This is a genomic window from Brevundimonas sp. T2-11 (assembly GCF_055397675.1).
On the sequence record NZ_AP027920.1, the window covers coordinates 3,067,632 to 3,082,235 of the forward strand.

Below are 14,604 nucleotides of genomic sequence, written 5' to 3' on the forward strand. Positions count from 1 at the left end.
CCTGACTAGAGGGCGGAAGCGAAAGCTTCCGCCGCCCTACTGGGCCGCCGTTCGCGGTGGCGCAGCAGATGAAACGGCCGCTCGGGCAGTTCGAGCGGCAGACGAACCAGCCGCCCCGCCTCGATCAGGGGCTGGGCGGCCAGTTCCGAAATCGCCGTGACCAGCCCGCCCGCCGCCACGGCCGACAGGATGGCCTCGTTGGACGGCAGGGTCAGAACGGCCCGCAGTCCCGCCGCGACGCCGCGCGGCAAGGCCGCCTCGAACTCGCTGCGGGTCCCCGACCCCTCTTCGCGCAACACCCAGTCCAGCGCCTTCAGCTCCGCCGCCGACAGGGCCTCGGCCCGCTCCGCCAGCGGATGCCCCGGCGCCGCCACCACCACCAGCCGATCGGCGTCGATCCGCACCTTCTCGACCCGCGACGCCTCGAAAGCCCCCTCGATCAGGCCCAGTTCCGCCTCCCCCGCCAGAACCGCCTCGACCACCCGGTGCGTATTGCCGATCGACAGGTGCAACTGGATCTCGGGATGCGCCCGCGCAAAGGCCGCCATGCGCGGCGGCAGCCAGTAGGCGGCGATGGTCTGGCTGGCGAACAGCCGCACCGCGCCGCGCTTCAGGCCGGCCAGATCGTCCAGCGCCTGCTCCGCCGCCTCGGCCTGGGCCAGTACGGCGCGGGCCTCGGGCAGAAAGGCCGCCCCCGCCGCGTTCAGCGCCAGCCCCCGGCCCACCCGGTCGAACAGCCGGGTCCCATGCCGCGCCTCCAGCGCCGCCACCGCCGCGCTGACCGCCGACTGGGTCAGGTTCAGCGCCTCCGCCGCCCGCGTCATATGCAGACGCTCGGCCACGGCAACGAAGATGCGGAGCTGTTCCAGAGTCATGGGCAATCAATCGCTTTTCTCGATTGTTAAATCCAGAACTATCCGTTGGAACGATCAGACGACGGAGCAGATGATGCGCCGTCATGACGACCGCCCACCATTCCGACCATGCCCACAGCCTGACCGGCCCGCTGCACGGGCCCTTGTCGGGCCTCGCCCGCCTGCTGCCCGGCGTCCTTCTGAGCGCGGGCGTCGGCGCGGCCGCCTATGGCCTGCAGGTCATCGAGACCGCTCTGTTCGGCCACCCCTGGGTCGAGGGCCTGGTCGTCGCCATCCTGATGGGCGCGGGCGTCCGCCTGTTCTGGACGCCGTCCGACGTCTGGACGCCCGGCGTGCAGTTCAGCGCCAAGACCCTGCTGGAAGTCGCCGTGGCCCTTCTGGGCGCCACGGTGTCCGGCGCCGCCGTCATGGCGCTCGGCCCCGTCATGCTGCTGGCCATCGTCGGCGTCGTCGTCCTGGCCATCCTCGGCGGCTACGCCCTGGGCCGGGCCTTCGGCCTGCCGCCCGCCATGGCGCTTCTGGTGGCCTGCGGCAACGCCATCTGCGGCAACTCGGCCATCGCCGCCGTGGCCCCGGTCATCGAGGCCGAGGGCGAGGACGTGGCCGCCGCCATCGGCTTCACCGCCGTCCTCGGCATCGCCGTGGTCCTGCTGGTCCCCGTGATCGGCGCATTGGCGGGCTTCAACGCCACCCGTGTCGGCGTTCTGGCCGGCCTGACCGTCTACGCCGTGCCCCAGGTCCTGGCCGCCGCCGCCCCCGCCGGGCTGCTGGCCGTCCAGACCGGCGCCGTGGTCAAGCTGGTGCGCGTCCTGATGCTGGGCCCGGTCTGCCTGGTCCTGGGCCTGCTGCGTTCCGGCAAGGTGGACGGCGCCAAACGGCCCAGGCTGCATCACATGGCCCCCTGGTTCATCATCGTCTTCCTGATCCTGATGGGCCTGCGCTCGGCGGGTCTGATCCCCGAGGTCGTCCTGCCGCCGCTGCAGGCCGGGGTCACCGCCATGACCCTGATCGCCATGGCCGCCCTGGGCCTGATGGTCGATCCGCGCGCCGTGGTCCGCGCCGGGCCGCGCGTGGCCGCCGTGGCCGCCCTGTCGGCCCTGCTGATCGGCGCCCTTGCGCTGGTCACGATCGTGCTCATTTTGCCCGGCTGACGCACAATCGCACCGCCCCGCTGGCCTTTCCGACGATAGGGCTGTAAGAGGCGCCGCTTCCTTCCCGCTTTCCGCATCTTGCAGCGGCCCGGACTTCCGTGGCCGAACACAGTCCGCCCGAGCCCGAAATGAACCTTCGTAACGTCGCTATCATCGCCCACGTTGACCACGGCAAGACCACCATGGTTGACCAGCTGCTGGCTCAGTCCGGCGTCTTCCGAGCCAACGAGGCGACCACCGAGCGCGCCATGGACTCCGGCGACCAGGAAAAAGAACGCGGCATCACCATCCTGGCCAAGTGCACCTCGGTCCTGTGGAACGGCAAGGCCGGTGAAACCCGCATCAACATCATCGACACCCCCGGCCACGCCGACTTCGGCGGCGAGGTCGAGCGCATCCTGGGCATGGTGGACGGCTGCGTCATCCTGGTCGACGCCGAAGAGGGCGTCATGCCCCAGACCAAGTTCGTCCTGACCAAGGCGCTGAAGATGGGCCTGCGCCCGATCCTGTGCATCAACAAGGTCGACCGCGCCCACGCCGACCCGGACCGCGTCCACAACGAAACCTTCGACCTGTTCGCCGCCATCGGCGCCACGGACGAGCAACTGGACTTCCCGCACATCTACGCCTCGGGCCGTTCGGGCTGGGCGACGCTGGACCTGAACCAGCCCAACGACAACCTGGCCCCGCTGTTCGACCTGATCGTCGACCACGTCCCGGCGCCCAAGGTTCAGGAAAACCGCGACAAGCCGTTCCAGATGCTGAACGTCCTGATCGAAAGCGACCCCTTCCTGGGCCGCCTGCTGACCGGCCGCATCCAGAGCGGCAAGGCCGTTCCCGGCATGGCCATCCACGCCCTGGACCGCGACGGCAAGGAAATCGAGCGCGGCCGCATCACCAAGGTCCTGGCTTTCCGCGGCCTGAAGCGTCAGCCCCTGGACGAGGGTTCGGAAGCGGGCGACATCGTCGCCATCGCCGGCATGTCCAAGGCCACCGTGGCCGACACCCTGTGCGCCATGGAAGTCACCGACGCCCTGCCGGCCCAGCCGATCGATCCGCCGACCATCTCGATGACCGTCTCGGTCAACGACAGCCCGCTGGCCGGTCGCGAAGGCGACAAGGTCCAGTCGCGCGTCATCCGTGACCGCCTGCTCAAGGAAGCCGAAGCCAACGTCGCCATCCGCGTCACCACGACCGAAGGCGGCGACGCCTATGAAGTGGCCGGCCGCGGCGAGCTGCAGCTGGGCGTCCTGATCGAGAACATGCGCCGCGAAGGCTTCGAGGTCTCGATCTCGCGTCCGCGCGTGGTCTTCCAGACCGGCGAGAACGGCGAGAAGATGGAGCCGATCGAGGACGTCATGGTCGACGTCGACGACGAGTTCTCGGGCATCGTCATCGAGAAGCTGTCGGCCCGTAAGGCCGAAATGACCGACATGGGTCCGTCGGGCGCCGGCAAGACCCGCATTCAGCTGAAGTGCCCGTCGCGTTCGCTGATCGGCTATCAGGGCGAGTTCCTGACCGACACGCGCGGTTCGGGCGTGCTGAACCGCGTCTTCTCGCATTACGAGCCGCACAAGGGCGCCATCGAGGGCCGTCTGAAGGGCGTGCTGATCTCGAACTCGGACGGTGAAACCGCCGCCTTCGCCCTGTGGAACCTGGAAGACCGCGGCGTCATGTTCGTCGGCGCCGGCGAGAAGACCTATCAGGGCATGATCATCGGCGAGAACAGCCGCTGGGACGACCTGGACGTCAACCCGATCAAGGGCAAGCAGCTGACCAACGTTCGCGCCGCCGGCAAGGACGAGTCGGTTCGCCTGACGCCGCCGCGCCAGATGTCGCTGGAACAGGCCATCGCCTACATCGAGGAAGACGAACTGGTCGAGGTCACGCCCAAGTCGATCCGCCTACGCAAGCAGGTGCTGAACCCCTCGTTCCGCAAGAAGCGCGTCCGCCCCGACTGAGGTTGACGACCGGACCAAACGAAGAAGGCGACCCTCGCGGGTCGCCTTTTTTGTTGGAAGATCCTGATTGGGCCTGCCGCCCTTCGGGCGGCTTGAGGACCGCCTTATTCCCTCTCCCGATGGGAGAGGGCTTGAGCCTCCAAGAGCGAAGCGATTGGAACAGGCGAAAGGGTGAGGGTTCCCGACGCCGGTCGGCCTTGAACGGTCGCTGAACCAAAACTGCATCACCCGTTTGGCCCGGGAAACGCGCAGCGGCTTACGCCGACGGAAAGGTTCGCCCCTCACCCTTTCGCTTGGCGGATCGCCTCCGGCTCTCCGAAGCTCAAGCCCTCTCCCACCGGGAGAGGGAAGTCAGACGTCTACTTCTTCAGCCCCAGCAGCCCCATCCAGCCGCCGCTGGTCAGCAGGGCCACGTCCAGCAAGGCCAGGGCCAGGGGCGTCGAGGTCGGGGCGGCGATGAACTTGGGCCGCCAGCCGGGTCCGAACTTGGCCTTGTAGGCGCGCAGCCCCTGGAAGCCGTAAACCGCCCCGCCTTCCTCGAACACCAGCGCCCCGACGCGGGCGAAGACCGGCGCCAGTCTCCGGTCCTCCAGGCCCGACAAGGGCGCCATGCCCAGATCCAGACGCCTGAAGCCCTCGGCTCTCGCCCACTGAGCGGTACGGGTGAACAGATAGTCCATCACCCCATGCGGCCCGTCCGGATCGTGACGCATCAGATCGATCATGGCCTCCTCGCGCCGCGCCCCCGTCAGCAGGTTGGCGAAGGCGACGATGCGCCCCTCCTCGCGGACCACGGCGACTGGCGAACGATCCAGATAGTCGATGTCGAAGCGCCCCAGGGAGAAGGCCTTCTCGGAGCCGTTGTGATGGTTCAGCCAGGCGTCGGACACCACCCGCAGCTCGGCCTCCAACGGCCGGATCGCGCCGGGCGCCAGCACCTCGAAGGTCGCGCCCTCGCGTTCGGCCCGGTTCACGGCGGTCCGCAGGTTCTGCTTGCCCTTGCCCTCGGTCGAGAAATGCCCGGCGTCGATCACCGCCGCCTCGCCCACCTTGCGCACCGCCAGGCCCAGGGTGGCCAGATCCGCCAGCAGGCCCTCGCCGACCGAATAGAAGACCGGCGTCCCGCCATAGCTGTCGGCCATTTCGGCAAAGGCCCACAGAAGCTCCAGCCGCTCCGCCTTCAGCCCCGCCGGCTCCCCCATGGCGATCCAGCGTCGCCCCCGGACGCGATAGGCGATGAAGCTGCGTCCCGACGGACTGAACAACAGGGCCTTGTCGCCCAGCAGGGCCAGCCCGGCCTCCGGCGTCGCCGTGTCAGCCTCGGCCAGGGCGAGGCGCGCACGGTCTATGTCCCCCGGCCCGGCCGGACCATGGCTGCGCGCCCCCGGCGCCGTCAGCAGGGACCGCACCGCCACCACCAGGGTCAGCACCGCCAGAACCGCGCCTGCCCGAAGAAAGCCCGAAGCCTGCTTGTCGGTCAGGAAGGTCCACCACAGCTCATCGGTATAGGCGGTGTCGCGATAGGCGAAGAAGCCGAGCCACAGCATGGCCACGACGGCCGCCGCCAGCATCAGCAGCCAGCCGGGCCGCAGGGGCTCGCCCAGGCGCGAGCGTCGGTTGAAGGCGGCCCGACACGGCAGCAGCAGAGCCGCCGCCAGGGTCAGTTCCGCCGCCTCTTCCCAGTCCAGCCCCTTCATCAGGGAAAAGACCGCCCCCAGCATCAGCCCGAACAGGGCGGCGTAGTAGGCGCCCCGACGCCGCCGCCACAGACCCGCCGACACCAGCAGCAGCAGGAAGCCCGTCACGCTCGCGGCGAAGTGGGACAGGTCGATCAGGATGGGGGCGGCGATCCGGTCCAGCGCCTGCAGCCGCCCGCTGAAAGCCGGCGTCGCCGCCGACAGCAGCATGACGGCGCCCAGGGCGAACGAAGCCACCGCGAAGATCTGCGGCGTCAGCTCATAGGCCAGCCCCCCCAGCCGCTGAAGGAGACGTCCCAGTCCGCCCGGTCGTTTCGTCGTCGTCATTCGTCCTCTCGAGGGTGCTTCCCCTCATAAATCAGGAATCGGCCGTTTGGGGCGCTGAAAAGGTCATTTCTGGGCGCCTGAAACAATCTGAAACGCAGCGAGTTCACCTTTTCGCGAGCGCCAGACTCGCTCAATCGGAGTAACCTCATGATCCGCAAGACCGCCCTGCTGACCGGCATCGCCGGCGCCTTCCTCATCGCCGCCCCTGTGTTCGCCCAGGACGCCACGACGCCGCAGACGCCCGAACCGGCTACCGCTGAGGCGGCTCCGGCTCAACCCCAAAGCCTGACCCTGACGCCGGGCTCCACAGTCAAGAGCGCCGATGGTTCGGAACTCGGCAAGCTGGTCGGCGCCCAGAACGGCGCGGCCGGTCAGGAACTGACCGTGCGCGGCGCTGACGGCTCGGTCCGCCCGGTGCCGGTGGCCGGCATCCGTCAGGACGGCGACGCCATCGTCGTCAACGCCAGCCTCGCCGACTTCCAGGCCGCCGCCCCGATCGGCGGCGAAGCTCCTGCGGAGGCGACCCCGCCGGCTGACGCCACGGACGCCGCCGAACCGGCCGAACCGCCGGCGGACGAACCGAACACCTGATCGGTCACCAGGCATGAAGAAAGGGGCGGTCCGTCGGACCGCCCCTTTTGCATATCGACGCCAGGCGCCGTCAGGCCTTCTTCTTCACCAGGCCCAGCAGGAAGAGCAGGACCACCGCGCCGATGGTGGCGACGATGATGCCGACGATCCAGTTTCCGGAGGCGTCGATCCCCAGAAGGTTGTTGGCCAGGAAGCCGCCGATCAGGGCGCCGATGACGCCGACGATCAGATTGGTCAGCAGGCCGTGGCTGCGTTTCATGATCTTTTCCGCCAGCCACCCGGCGACGATGCCGATGATGATCCAGGCGATGAATCCAAATCCGCTCATTCAGTCCCTCCCATAAAATGGCGTGATGCCTTGACCGTAATGCCTCGCGCCCGCTCCGGTTGCCTGTCCGGTCCAACAAGCTTCACCATTCGCGTCCTAGGCGAAATCGGCATGCCCCTTGCGGCGAAACCGTCCAGCCGTGCCGATCCGGCACAGCGTGAGCGAGACGAGAGGGAGGGGCCGCGATGGCCGCCGACATAGATCTTCATCTGGGCCGCCGCCTGCGTCGCCGTCGTCGCCTGCTGGGCCTGACCCAGCAACAGTTGGCCGGCCAGGTCGGCGTGCGCTTCCAGCAGATTCAGAAGTATGAGTGCGGGGCCAACCGCATCTCGGCGGCGCGCCTGTGGGAACTGGCTGAAGCTCTGGAAACCCCGATCACCTATTTCTACGACGGTCTGGCCGAGGTCGGCGACCATCCGGCGGCGAACCGGGAAGTCTTCGTTCGCGAAGAGGAACTGCCGCCCAGCAAGGCCGCCTGAACCCATCACGCTCGCGCCGCCGGATCAGGCGGTGTATCTGCTCGGCATGACCGAACTGGAAGCCTTCGCCGTCGAACTGTCGCATGAGGCCGCGCGCGCGGCCCTGCCCTTCTTCCGCGGCGAGTTCGCCCAGGAAAACAAGGCCGGACCCGGCGCCTTCGACCCCGTCACCGAGGCGGATCGCGCCGCCGAGGCCGCCATCCGCCGCCTGATCGCCGCGCGCTATCCCGAACACGGCGTCATCGGCGAGGAATACGGCGAAGACCGCCCGGACGCTGACCACGTCTGGGTTCTGGACCCCATCGACGGCACCCGCGCCTTCATCGCCGGCCTGCCCCTGTGGACCACCCTGATCGCCCTTCGTCACGAGGGCGCGCCGGTGATCGGCGCCATCGGCCAGCCCTACCTGGGCGAGATCTTCCTCGGCGGCCCGTCCGGCGCCCGCCTGCTGCGCGACCAGGGCGAGACGCCGCTCAGGACCCGCGTCTGTCCGTCCCTGTCTGACGCCCTGATCGCCACCACCGACCCCGACATCTTCGTCGGCGCCGACCGCGAGGCCTGGACGCGCCTGCGCGCCTCGGCCCGACTGGCCCGCCTGGGCTGCGACGCCTACGCCTACGCCATGGTGGCGGCGGGCCGCATCGACCTCGTGGCCGAGACGGAGTTGAAGGTCTGGGACTGGTCCGCGCTCAAACCGGTCGTCGAGGCCGCCGGCGGCCGCGTCACCGGCTGGACCGGCCAGGCGCCCGACGGCGACGGCCGCATCCTGGCCGTCGGCGACGCCGCCCTGACCGCTCAGGCGCTCGCGGTGCTGAACGCCCTCTGAAGCTAGGCCGCGCCCTTGTCCGGCGCGGCGCCCGCCGCCTGACCTTCGGCAGGCGCGACATAGCCGGCCAGGGCGTCGAACTCGTCAAGGAAGACGCCGCGCAGCGGGTCCGCCTCCATGATGACTTCGTGCAGGGCGCCCGACGCCTCGACATAGCGCCCCCGACCCAGACGACGCGCCGCCCAGCGGTTGGTCTGCTTCCAGACCTTGTCGTCCTCGCCGGCCTGAACCACGCAGACCGGAATCTTGACCGACTTCAGCGCGCGCGGCTTCAACGCCCGCTCGCCGGCGTCCAGGGCGAAGGCCAGCCAGCCCCAGGTCGGGCCGCCGATGGCCAGGTGCGGGCAGGCGTAGAGTTGCTGACGCCACAGGTCGTAACGGGTCTGATCCGAGGTCAGGCCGTCCTTCTCGAAGGTGTGGTCGAAGGGATCGTCAGGATCGTCCAGCACATAGTCGCCCGCCTTGCCGTGACGCAGGTTCCACCGCACCGCCAGCTTGACCGACCACATCGACCGCTTGCCGGTCTTGATGCGCAGCATGGGGCTGGACAGGACGGCGCCGGCGAAACGGCTCTCGCCCGCCTCCAGCGACAGCAGGTTCAGACAGCCCCCCATGGAGTGACCGACCATGATCCAGGGCTTGGGCGCCCTGGCCTCATAGGCGTCCAGCAAGCGGGCGTAGTCGTCCAGGAATTCCTCGACGGCGCGCGCGTGGCCGCGCAGCCGGTCCGGCAGCAACCGCGCCGACAGCCCCTGGCCGCGCCAGTCGTGGGCCAGGACGCAGAAGCCCCGCGCCAGGAAGTTGCCGATGAGTTCGAAATATTTCTCGATCGGCTCGGTGCGGCCGGGACTCAGGACCACCGTGCCGCGCGGCGTCTTGGCCTGCAGCGCCGACGGCGTCCACAGGGCCGCGCGCAGACGAAGCCCGCCCGCGCCGCGATACCAGTCCCCCTCTCCGCCAGGAGGGGAGGCGGCGCCGGGAACCCCCATCAGGGGCGCATGGGCGGCGAAGGCGGTGGCGCGGTTCACTCGGGCTTCCTGAACTTCAAGGTCATGCGATCGCTCTCGCCGATCGCGTCGTACTTGGTGCGGTCGAACTCGGGGTTGGCCGGCTGCCCCATGGGCGCGGTCAGGCGAATGGGCGCCAGGGTGTCGGCGCCGAAGGGGTGATCCTTGGTGTCGGCCGGGTTGGCGTTGATCTCGGACGCCTCGACGAAGACGAAGCCCGCCTCGGCGGCCAGTTGCTTGACGAAGGCTTCCTGGACATAGCCGTTGGCCGCCGCCGGGTCCTGGTCCTCGTCCGGCTGCAGCCGGTGCTGCTCGACGCCCAGGACGCCGCCGGGACGCAGGGCGGCATAGGCGTCGGCGAAGGCCTTCTCGGCCAGACCGGCGGCCATCCAGGCGTGGATATAGCGCATGAACAGCACCAGATCGGCCGTGCCCGCCGGCGCCACCAGCCCCGTGCCGGCGCCAAAGGCGCTGAACTGGACCTGGCCGTACAGCTTCCTGTCGCCCTCCAGCCTGGCCTTGAGGGCGTTGTTGATGGCGATCTGGGCGGGGTCCGCGGCCGGACCTTCGGCGAAGCCCGCCAGATAGAGGGAACCGCCGCCCTTGTTCAGATAGGGGGCCAGAATCTCGATGAACCAGCCGCTGCCGGGCCAGAAGTCCACCACCGTCATCTTGGGCTGCAGGCCGAAGAAGCGCAGGGTCTCGGCTGGATGACGCCAGGCGTCGCGCGCCTTGTCCGAAGCCGAGCGCCAGGGGCCGGCGACAGCCCATTCCAGCGAGCCTTCCGGCGGCCCGGCCGGGGCGGCCGGGGCCTGGGGCGCCGTCTTGTCTTCCTTCTTGCCGCAGGCGGCCAGGCCGGCGAAGGCCGCCATGCAGGCGCCCGCCAGAACCGCGCGTCGCGTCGAACGCTCAGCCATGCGCGCCTCCTTTCGCCGTTTGGACCTTGTTGGGCTTAAGGCGCTTCTGCGCCAGCGTCAAAACCCCAAAGGCCATCAGTTCGCGGCCTCGGGCTTGCGGAAGCGCAGGGTCATGCGATCGCTCTCGCCGACGGCGTCGAAGGCGGCGCGTTCTTCCGCCGTCAATACGCGGCCTTCGCGCTCCGACGTCCGCGTCGGCGCCAGGGTCCATACGCCGAACGGATGGTCGCGATCATCCTTCGGATTGGCGTTCAGCTCGCTGCGCGCCTCCAGTTCAAAACCGGCGCGGCGGGCGGCGTGGATGACATAGCTCTCAGGCACGTAGCCGGTCGGCGCGACCTCGGCGACATTCAGACCGTCGATGCTGCGGTGCTGTTCCACCGCCAGGACGCCGCCGGGTTTCAGCGCCTTGAAGAAGGCCGCCAGATAGGGATCGGCGCGGCCGTCGCGCGACCAGTTGTGGAAGGCCCGCGCCACCACCACCATGTCCGCCGTCCCGTCCTCGACGCCCATGCTCTCGGTCGGCCGGCCGACAGCGACGTAGCGTCCGCCGGTCGCCGCCGCATAGGGCTCCAGGATGTTGCGCCACCAGCCGGCGCGGCCCGGCTCGATCTCCACCACCGTCAGGCCGTGCTGCAGCCCCCAGAAGGTCAGAGTCTCGAACGGATGACGCTGGCTGTCGCGAACGCGGTCGGCCTCGGGCCGGGTCGTCGAGGCGATGGCGGCCTGCAGGGCCGCGTCCTCCTGAACCTGCGGCATCTCCATCGACAGGCCCTGGCGATGCGGCAGAGCCGGAGCGTCCGACGAAACGGTCTGGGCGAGAACGGGAGAGGCGAGGGCGGACGCCAGAAGGGCGGCAAGGACGAGAGGTCGCATGGAGGGCTCCGGTCGTTCCTGAATGAAACAATCCGTAACCCAATACGGCGCTTCGCGGCCTCGGCAAGGCGCGTATGGGGCCAAGCGACGATTTCGCGCGCCTCGAGGATCGTCGCCTGCCCCCCTTGCGGCGCGAAAATGCGCGCCTACCTCTTCATTCGAGAGCGCCGATCCCGGGCTCTCCAGACCTGACGGGGCCGATTTCGGACCGCCGGGACTGACACCCTCCGCCGTCCGGGGCGCCAATCGCCGGGCGGCTCAACCTTGCTGAATGTCAGAAGGATGACCCATGCGTACCTATGATTTCTCGCCGCTGTACCGTTCCGCCGTCGGCTTCGACCGTCTGGCCCGTCAGCTGGAAAGCGCCGCGCGCTCCAGCCAGGAGAACGGCTGGCCGCCCTATAATATCGAGACGACGGGCGAGAACGCCTACCGCATCGAGATCGCCGTCGCCGGCTTCACGCCCGACGAGCTGAACATCGAGGCCAAGGAAAACTCCCTGACCGTCACCGGCAAGAAGGCCGCCAACGACGACGGCGCCCCCCAGAAGACCTATCTGCATCGCGGCCTGGCCGAGCGCGACTTCGAGCGCCGCTTCCAGCTGGCCGACTATGTGGTGGTCAAGGGCGCCGACCTGTCGAACGGCCTGCTGACCATCGACCTGCAACGCGAACTGCCCGAGGCCCTCAAGCCGCGCCGTATCGAGATCGCGACCGGCAAGCCTCTGATCGAAGGCAAGAGCGACAAGGCGAAGAAGGCCGCCTGAGCGGCGACCTCAGACTGAAAACCGAGGAAGGGGCGGCGTTCGCGTCGCCCCTTTTTCGTGCGCCTTCTAGGCCGCCGCCGCCTTCAGATCCGCCGGGTCCAGCCCGCGCGCGCCGCCCGTCTGGGCGCCGGTGAAGTCAGCCTGCTTGACCTGGGCGCCATGCAGCACCGCACGGCTCAGGTCCGCCCCCTTCAGCACCGCGCGGCGCAGATCGGCGCCCGACAGATCGGCGCCGCGCAACACCGCGCCCGACAGATCCGCCGGCAGCAGACGATCGCCGCCCAGCATCAAGGGCCCCAGCTGGGCCTCGCGCAGGTCCGATCCATTCAGCTTGGCCCGGCCCAGCCGCGCGCCGCGCAGGTCGGCCCGGCGCAGGTTGGCCGAGCGCAGGTCCGCGCCCTCCAGTTGCGCCCCCTGAAGCTGCACCCCCTCCATGTCCAGGCCGTAGAAGACCGCCCCCTTGGCCGACAGAGCCGTCAGGTTCAGTCCGCGGATGGATTCCAGCGGGCGCAGGTCGACCCCGTCGAAGACCGAGGGCTGGCCCTCGGCCCCGCCCGTCTCGCACCACTGGGCGTGATCGCGCAGCATCTCGGCGGCCGGCATGCGGCTGACCGACTCGCCCGCAGGCCGGTTGTCGGTCAGCGTCCCTTCCATATTGGCCCCGTCGGTGCGCCACATGGCGGCCTTGACCCCCACCAGGATGGCGTCGGTCAGGTCCGCGCCCGACAGGTCGGCCCCCGACAGATCAGCCCCGGCCAGGTCGGCGCCGGTGAAATTAGCCTGCTTCAGATTGGCCCGGACCAGCTTGCAGTCCTTCATCACCGCGTCGGTGAAGTCGGCGGCGATGGCCACCATGCCGGTCATGCGCGACCGTTGCAGGTTGGCGCCGACCAGACTGGCGCCCTGGGCCTGGGTGTCGCCGCGCTTCTGGGCCTCGATGACGCGGAAGCCCAGCTTGCCGTCGGCCGCCGCTATGGTCCCCTCGCGCAGGTCGGCCTCGAACAGGTCCGCCCCCGACAGGTCGGCGCCGCGCAGGCAGGCGCCGCGCAGATCGGCGCGCCTCAGGCTGGCCTCGGTCAGGTTGATGTCCTGCATGTCCGCGCCGAAGAAGTTGGCGTTGTCCAGCTTGGCCCCGGACAGGTCGCAGCCATGCAGACGGGCGGCGGCGAAGTCAGCGTCGGCCAGGTTGCGTCCGCGAAGGGTCAGTCCCGACAGGTCCATCCAGGCGAAAACCGCGCGCGCGCCGCCGGGCTTGGCCTGCCACAGACGGTCATGCTTGGCGCAGATCAGGTCGACCTCGGCCTGGGTCGGTTTCTTGCGGACAGGATCGGCGACGTCGCTCATGGCGCCAACATGGCTTACGGCCATTAAGGAAGCTTTGCGGAAACGGCTGTTTCCGCCTGCCTATTCGGTCAGCAGGCCCTGTTCGCGCAGGGCCTCGGCCAGCTCGCCCTCATGGGTCCACAGTCGCGTATAGCCCGCCTCGCCCAAACGGTTCAGCTCGGTCGTCAGGTCGGCGCGCGGCGCGGCGACGAAGCGGCCGTCGAAGCCCTTGCCGTCCTCGCTGACGCGGACCATGGGCCGGCCCGTTTCCAGTCGATGCAGGAAGCCTTCGCTCAGGACGGCGGCGTCCTCGGCCATCAGGCCCGTCTCGACCGTCAGGCCCGACTGGCGCAGCCGCTCCGTGCCCCGGCCCGAGGCGAAGGGCGAGGGGTCCAGGGCGGCGATCACCACCCGCTCGACCCCGGCCTCGGCCAGGAAGTGGGCGCAGGACTTGCGGCCCGACGAGCGGGCGCCGCAGGGCTCCAGGGTGACATAGGCGGTCGCCCCCTTCACGGCCTCGCCGGCGGCGGGCACGGCCTGTTCCTCGGCGTGCGGGCGTCCGCCCGGCGCCGTGGCGGCCTCGGCCAGCACGACCCCGCCCTTAACCAGGACGCAGCCGACCGCCGGGTTGGGCCAGGTCTCGCCCATGCTGGCCAGGGCCAGGTCAATGGCGCGGCGCATATGGACGGCGTCGTCCTGCACGGACGAACTCATGCGCCCGCTTTCGTAATCGGCGGCAAGGCTTGCGCCCGGCCTTCGTCCAGATAGCGGGCGGCGACCGGCTTCAGGTTCGCGTCCAGGTCGATCTCCAGCGGATTGCCGGTCGGGATCTCCACGCCGACGATCTGATCGTCCGGCACCGCGAACAGCAGCTTGACGATGGCGCGCAAGCTATTGCCGTGGGCGGCGATCAGCACGTCCTCGCCCGCCTTCAAGCGCGGGGCGATCTCGGCGTCCCAATAGGGCTGGACCCGGTCCAGGGTGGTCTTCAGGCTCTCGGTGTCCGGGATTTCCTTGCCGGCGTAGCGAGGGTCGGCGTGGAAATCGAACTCGCCTCCCGCCGCCAGCGGCGGCGGCGGCACGTCATAGCTGCGGCGCCAGATCTTGACCTGGTCCTCGCCGTGCTTGGCCGCCGTCTCGGCCTTGTCCAGACCGGTCAGGCCGCCGTAGTGGCGCTCGTTCAGCCGCCAGTCCTCGATGACCGGCACCTCCTTCAGACCGGCCGAATCCAGGGCCAGGGCGCCGGTGCGCCGGGCCCGTGTCAGGACCGAGGTGAACATGACGGCGGGCTTGAACCCGGCTTCGGCGATCAGTTCGCCGCCGCGCCGCGCCTGGGCCTCGCCCTCGGCGGTCAGATCGACGTCGACCCAGCCGGTGAAGCGGTTTTCCAGGTTCCACTGGCTCTGGCCGTGGCGCAGCAGGATCAGGCGGGGCATGGGCGTCTCCGTAAGGTCCCCTTCGCGTAGGCCGTGGACGCGGG

Annotated in this window: 14 protein-coding genes and 1 pseudogene; 6 read left to right on the plus strand and 9 right to left on the minus strand. The window is 69.4% G+C overall.

Features of this window, described 5'->3' with window-relative positions:
• Window positions 1–5 precede the first annotated feature (5 nt).
• Window positions 6–875, minus strand: a complete 870-nt coding sequence (locus tag ACZ5XO_RS14775; RefSeq protein WP_464164934.1) for a LysR substrate-binding domain-containing protein — start codon at window positions 873–875, stop codon at window positions 6–8.
• An 83-nt stretch (window positions 876–958) separates the two neighbouring features.
• Here ACZ5XO_RS14775 and ACZ5XO_RS14780 point away from each other — a divergent pair, with 83 nt between their 5' ends.
• Together ACZ5XO_RS14780 and typA are read left to right on the plus strand one after the other, a co-directional pair.
• Window positions 959–2,026, plus strand: coding sequence for a YeiH family protein (locus ACZ5XO_RS14780; protein WP_464163151.1), 1,068 nt, complete (start codon window positions 959–961; stop codon window positions 2,024–2,026).
• Between the two features lie 128 nt (window positions 2,027–2,154).
• Window positions 2,155–3,987: a translational GTPase TypA gene (gene typA, locus ACZ5XO_RS14785; protein ID WP_464163152.1), complete on the plus strand. Its 1,833-nt coding sequence runs from the start codon at window positions 2,155–2,157 to the stop codon at window positions 3,985–3,987.
• 359 nt (window positions 3,988–4,346) lie between these two features.
• Here typA and ACZ5XO_RS14790 read toward each other — a convergent pair whose 3' ends face one another.
• Window positions 4,347–6,011 (minus strand): phosphatidylglycerol lysyltransferase domain-containing protein, encoded by a 1,665-nt coding sequence (locus ACZ5XO_RS14790; protein WP_464163153.1) that lies wholly within the window; start codon window positions 6,009–6,011, stop codon window positions 4,347–4,349.
• Between the two features lie 147 nt (window positions 6,012–6,158).
• Here ACZ5XO_RS14790 and ACZ5XO_RS14795 point away from each other — a divergent pair, with 147 nt between their 5' ends.
• Complete coding sequence (locus ACZ5XO_RS14795) at window positions 6,159–6,602, plus strand: superoxide dismutase (RefSeq protein WP_464163154.1); 444 nt, start codon at window positions 6,159–6,161, stop codon at window positions 6,600–6,602.
• A gap of 70 nt (window positions 6,603–6,672) precedes the next feature.
• Here ACZ5XO_RS14795 and ACZ5XO_RS14800 read toward each other — a convergent pair whose 3' ends face one another.
• Window positions 6,673–6,930, minus strand: coding sequence for a GlsB/YeaQ/YmgE family stress response membrane protein (locus tag ACZ5XO_RS14800; protein ID WP_464163155.1), 258 nt, complete (start codon window positions 6,928–6,930; stop codon window positions 6,673–6,675).
• A 185-nt stretch (window positions 6,931–7,115) separates the two neighbouring features.
• Between ACZ5XO_RS14800 and ACZ5XO_RS14805 the strand changes: the two are divergent.
• Both ACZ5XO_RS14805 and hisN read left to right on the plus strand, forming a co-directional pair.
• A pseudogene (locus ACZ5XO_RS14805) lies at window positions 7,116–7,388 on the plus strand (helix-turn-helix domain-containing protein); the annotation flags it as partial.
• Between the two features lie 67 nt (window positions 7,389–7,455).
• Window positions 7,456–8,235 (plus strand): histidinol-phosphatase, encoded by a 780-nt coding sequence (gene hisN, locus ACZ5XO_RS14810; RefSeq protein WP_464164935.1) that lies wholly within the window; start codon window positions 7,456–7,458, stop codon window positions 8,233–8,235.
• Between the two features lie 2 nt (window positions 8,236–8,237).
• Here the strand turns inward: hisN and ACZ5XO_RS14815 are convergent, their stop codons facing one another.
• The 3 genes from ACZ5XO_RS14815 to ACZ5XO_RS14825 all read right to left on the minus strand — a co-directional run bounded on the left by ACZ5XO_RS14815 (window position 8,238) and on the right by ACZ5XO_RS14825 (window position 11,035).
• The gene (locus ACZ5XO_RS14815) at window positions 8,238–9,263 is read right to left on the minus strand and encodes an alpha/beta fold hydrolase (protein WP_464163156.1); all 1,026 of its coding nucleotides are present in this window, start codon (window positions 9,261–9,263) and stop codon (window positions 8,238–8,240) included.
• Window positions 9,260–10,159: a class I SAM-dependent methyltransferase gene (locus tag ACZ5XO_RS14820; protein ID WP_464163157.1), complete on the minus strand. Its 900-nt coding sequence runs from the start codon at window positions 10,157–10,159 to the stop codon at window positions 9,260–9,262. Before ACZ5XO_RS14820 ends, ACZ5XO_RS14815 begins: the two co-directional genes overlap by 4 nt.
• A gap of 75 nt (window positions 10,160–10,234) precedes the next feature.
• Window positions 10,235–11,035, minus strand: coding sequence for a class I SAM-dependent methyltransferase (locus ACZ5XO_RS14825; protein ID WP_464163158.1), 801 nt, complete (start codon window positions 11,033–11,035; stop codon window positions 10,235–10,237).
• 289 nt (window positions 11,036–11,324) lie between these two features.
• Between ACZ5XO_RS14825 and ACZ5XO_RS14830 the strand changes: the two genes are divergently transcribed.
• Window positions 11,325–11,801: an Hsp20 family protein gene (locus ACZ5XO_RS14830; protein ID WP_464163159.1), complete on the plus strand. Its 477-nt coding sequence runs from the start codon at window positions 11,325–11,327 to the stop codon at window positions 11,799–11,801.
• Between the two features lie 66 nt (window positions 11,802–11,867).
• On the opposite strand, the gene ACZ5XO_RS14835 is transcribed toward ACZ5XO_RS14830, so the two are convergent.
• From ACZ5XO_RS14835 to gpmA, 3 genes are read right to left on the minus strand one after another with little or no spacing between them, the layout of a single operon-like run.
• Window positions 11,868–13,145: a pentapeptide repeat-containing protein gene (locus tag ACZ5XO_RS14835; RefSeq protein ID WP_464163160.1), complete on the minus strand. Its 1,278-nt coding sequence runs from the start codon at window positions 13,143–13,145 to the stop codon at window positions 11,868–11,870.
• A gap of 60 nt (window positions 13,146–13,205) precedes the next feature.
• Window positions 13,206–13,838 (minus strand): bifunctional diaminohydroxyphosphoribosylaminopyrimidine deaminase/5-amino-6-(5-phosphoribosylamino)uracil reductase RibD, encoded by a 633-nt coding sequence (locus ACZ5XO_RS14840; RefSeq protein WP_464163161.1) that lies wholly within the window; start codon window positions 13,836–13,838, stop codon window positions 13,206–13,208.
• Window positions 13,835–14,560 (minus strand): 2,3-diphosphoglycerate-dependent phosphoglycerate mutase, encoded by a 726-nt coding sequence (gpmA, locus tag ACZ5XO_RS14845; protein WP_464163162.1) that lies wholly within the window; start codon window positions 14,558–14,560, stop codon window positions 13,835–13,837. The genes ACZ5XO_RS14840 and gpmA overlap by 4 nt, the downstream gene beginning before the upstream one ends.
• Window positions 14,561–14,604 lie beyond the last annotated feature (44 nt).

What these genes read in the sequence shown, in the direction of transcription:
- ACZ5XO_RS14775 (WP_464164934.1), bottom strand. Translation starts at nt 875, where the DNA reads ATGACTCTGGAACAGCTCCGCATCTTCGTTGCCGTGGCCGAGCGTCTG.
- ACZ5XO_RS14780 (WP_464163151.1), top strand. Translation starts at nt 959, where the DNA reads ATGACGACCGCCCACCATTCCGACCATGCCCACAGCCTGACCGGCCCG.
- typA (WP_464163152.1), top strand. Translation starts at nt 2,155, where the DNA reads ATGAACCTTCGTAACGTCGCTATCATCGCCCACGTTGACCACGGCAAG.
- ACZ5XO_RS14790 (WP_464163153.1), bottom strand. Translation starts at nt 6,011, where the DNA reads ATGACGACGACGAAACGACCGGGCGGACTGGGACGTCTCCTTCAGCGG.
- ACZ5XO_RS14795 (WP_464163154.1), top strand. Translation starts at nt 6,159, where the DNA reads ATGATCCGCAAGACCGCCCTGCTGACCGGCATCGCCGGCGCCTTCCTC.
- ACZ5XO_RS14800 (WP_464163155.1), bottom strand. Translation starts at nt 6,930, where the DNA reads ATGAGCGGATTTGGATTCATCGCCTGGATCATCATCGGCATCGTCGCC.
- hisN (WP_464164935.1), top strand. Translation starts at nt 7,456, where the DNA reads ATGACCGAACTGGAAGCCTTCGCCGTCGAACTGTCGCATGAGGCCGCG.
- ACZ5XO_RS14820 (WP_464163157.1), bottom strand. Translation starts at nt 10,159, where the DNA reads ATGGCTGAGCGTTCGACGCGACGCGCGGTTCTGGCGGGCGCCTGCATG.
- ACZ5XO_RS14825 (WP_464163158.1), bottom strand. Translation starts at nt 11,035, where the DNA reads ATGCGACCTCTCGTCCTTGCCGCCCTTCTGGCGTCCGCCCTCGCCTCT.
- ACZ5XO_RS14830 (WP_464163159.1), top strand. Translation starts at nt 11,325, where the DNA reads ATGCGTACCTATGATTTCTCGCCGCTGTACCGTTCCGCCGTCGGCTTC.
- ACZ5XO_RS14835 (WP_464163160.1), bottom strand. Translation starts at nt 13,145, where the DNA reads ATGAGCGACGTCGCCGATCCTGTCCGCAAGAAACCGACCCAGGCCGAG.
- ACZ5XO_RS14840 (WP_464163161.1), bottom strand. Translation starts at nt 13,838, where the DNA reads ATGAGTTCGTCCGTGCAGGACGACGCCGTCCATATGCGCCGCGCCATT.
- gpmA (WP_464163162.1), bottom strand. Translation starts at nt 14,560, where the DNA reads ATGCCCCGCCTGATCCTGCTGCGCCACGGCCAGAGCCAGTGGAACCTG.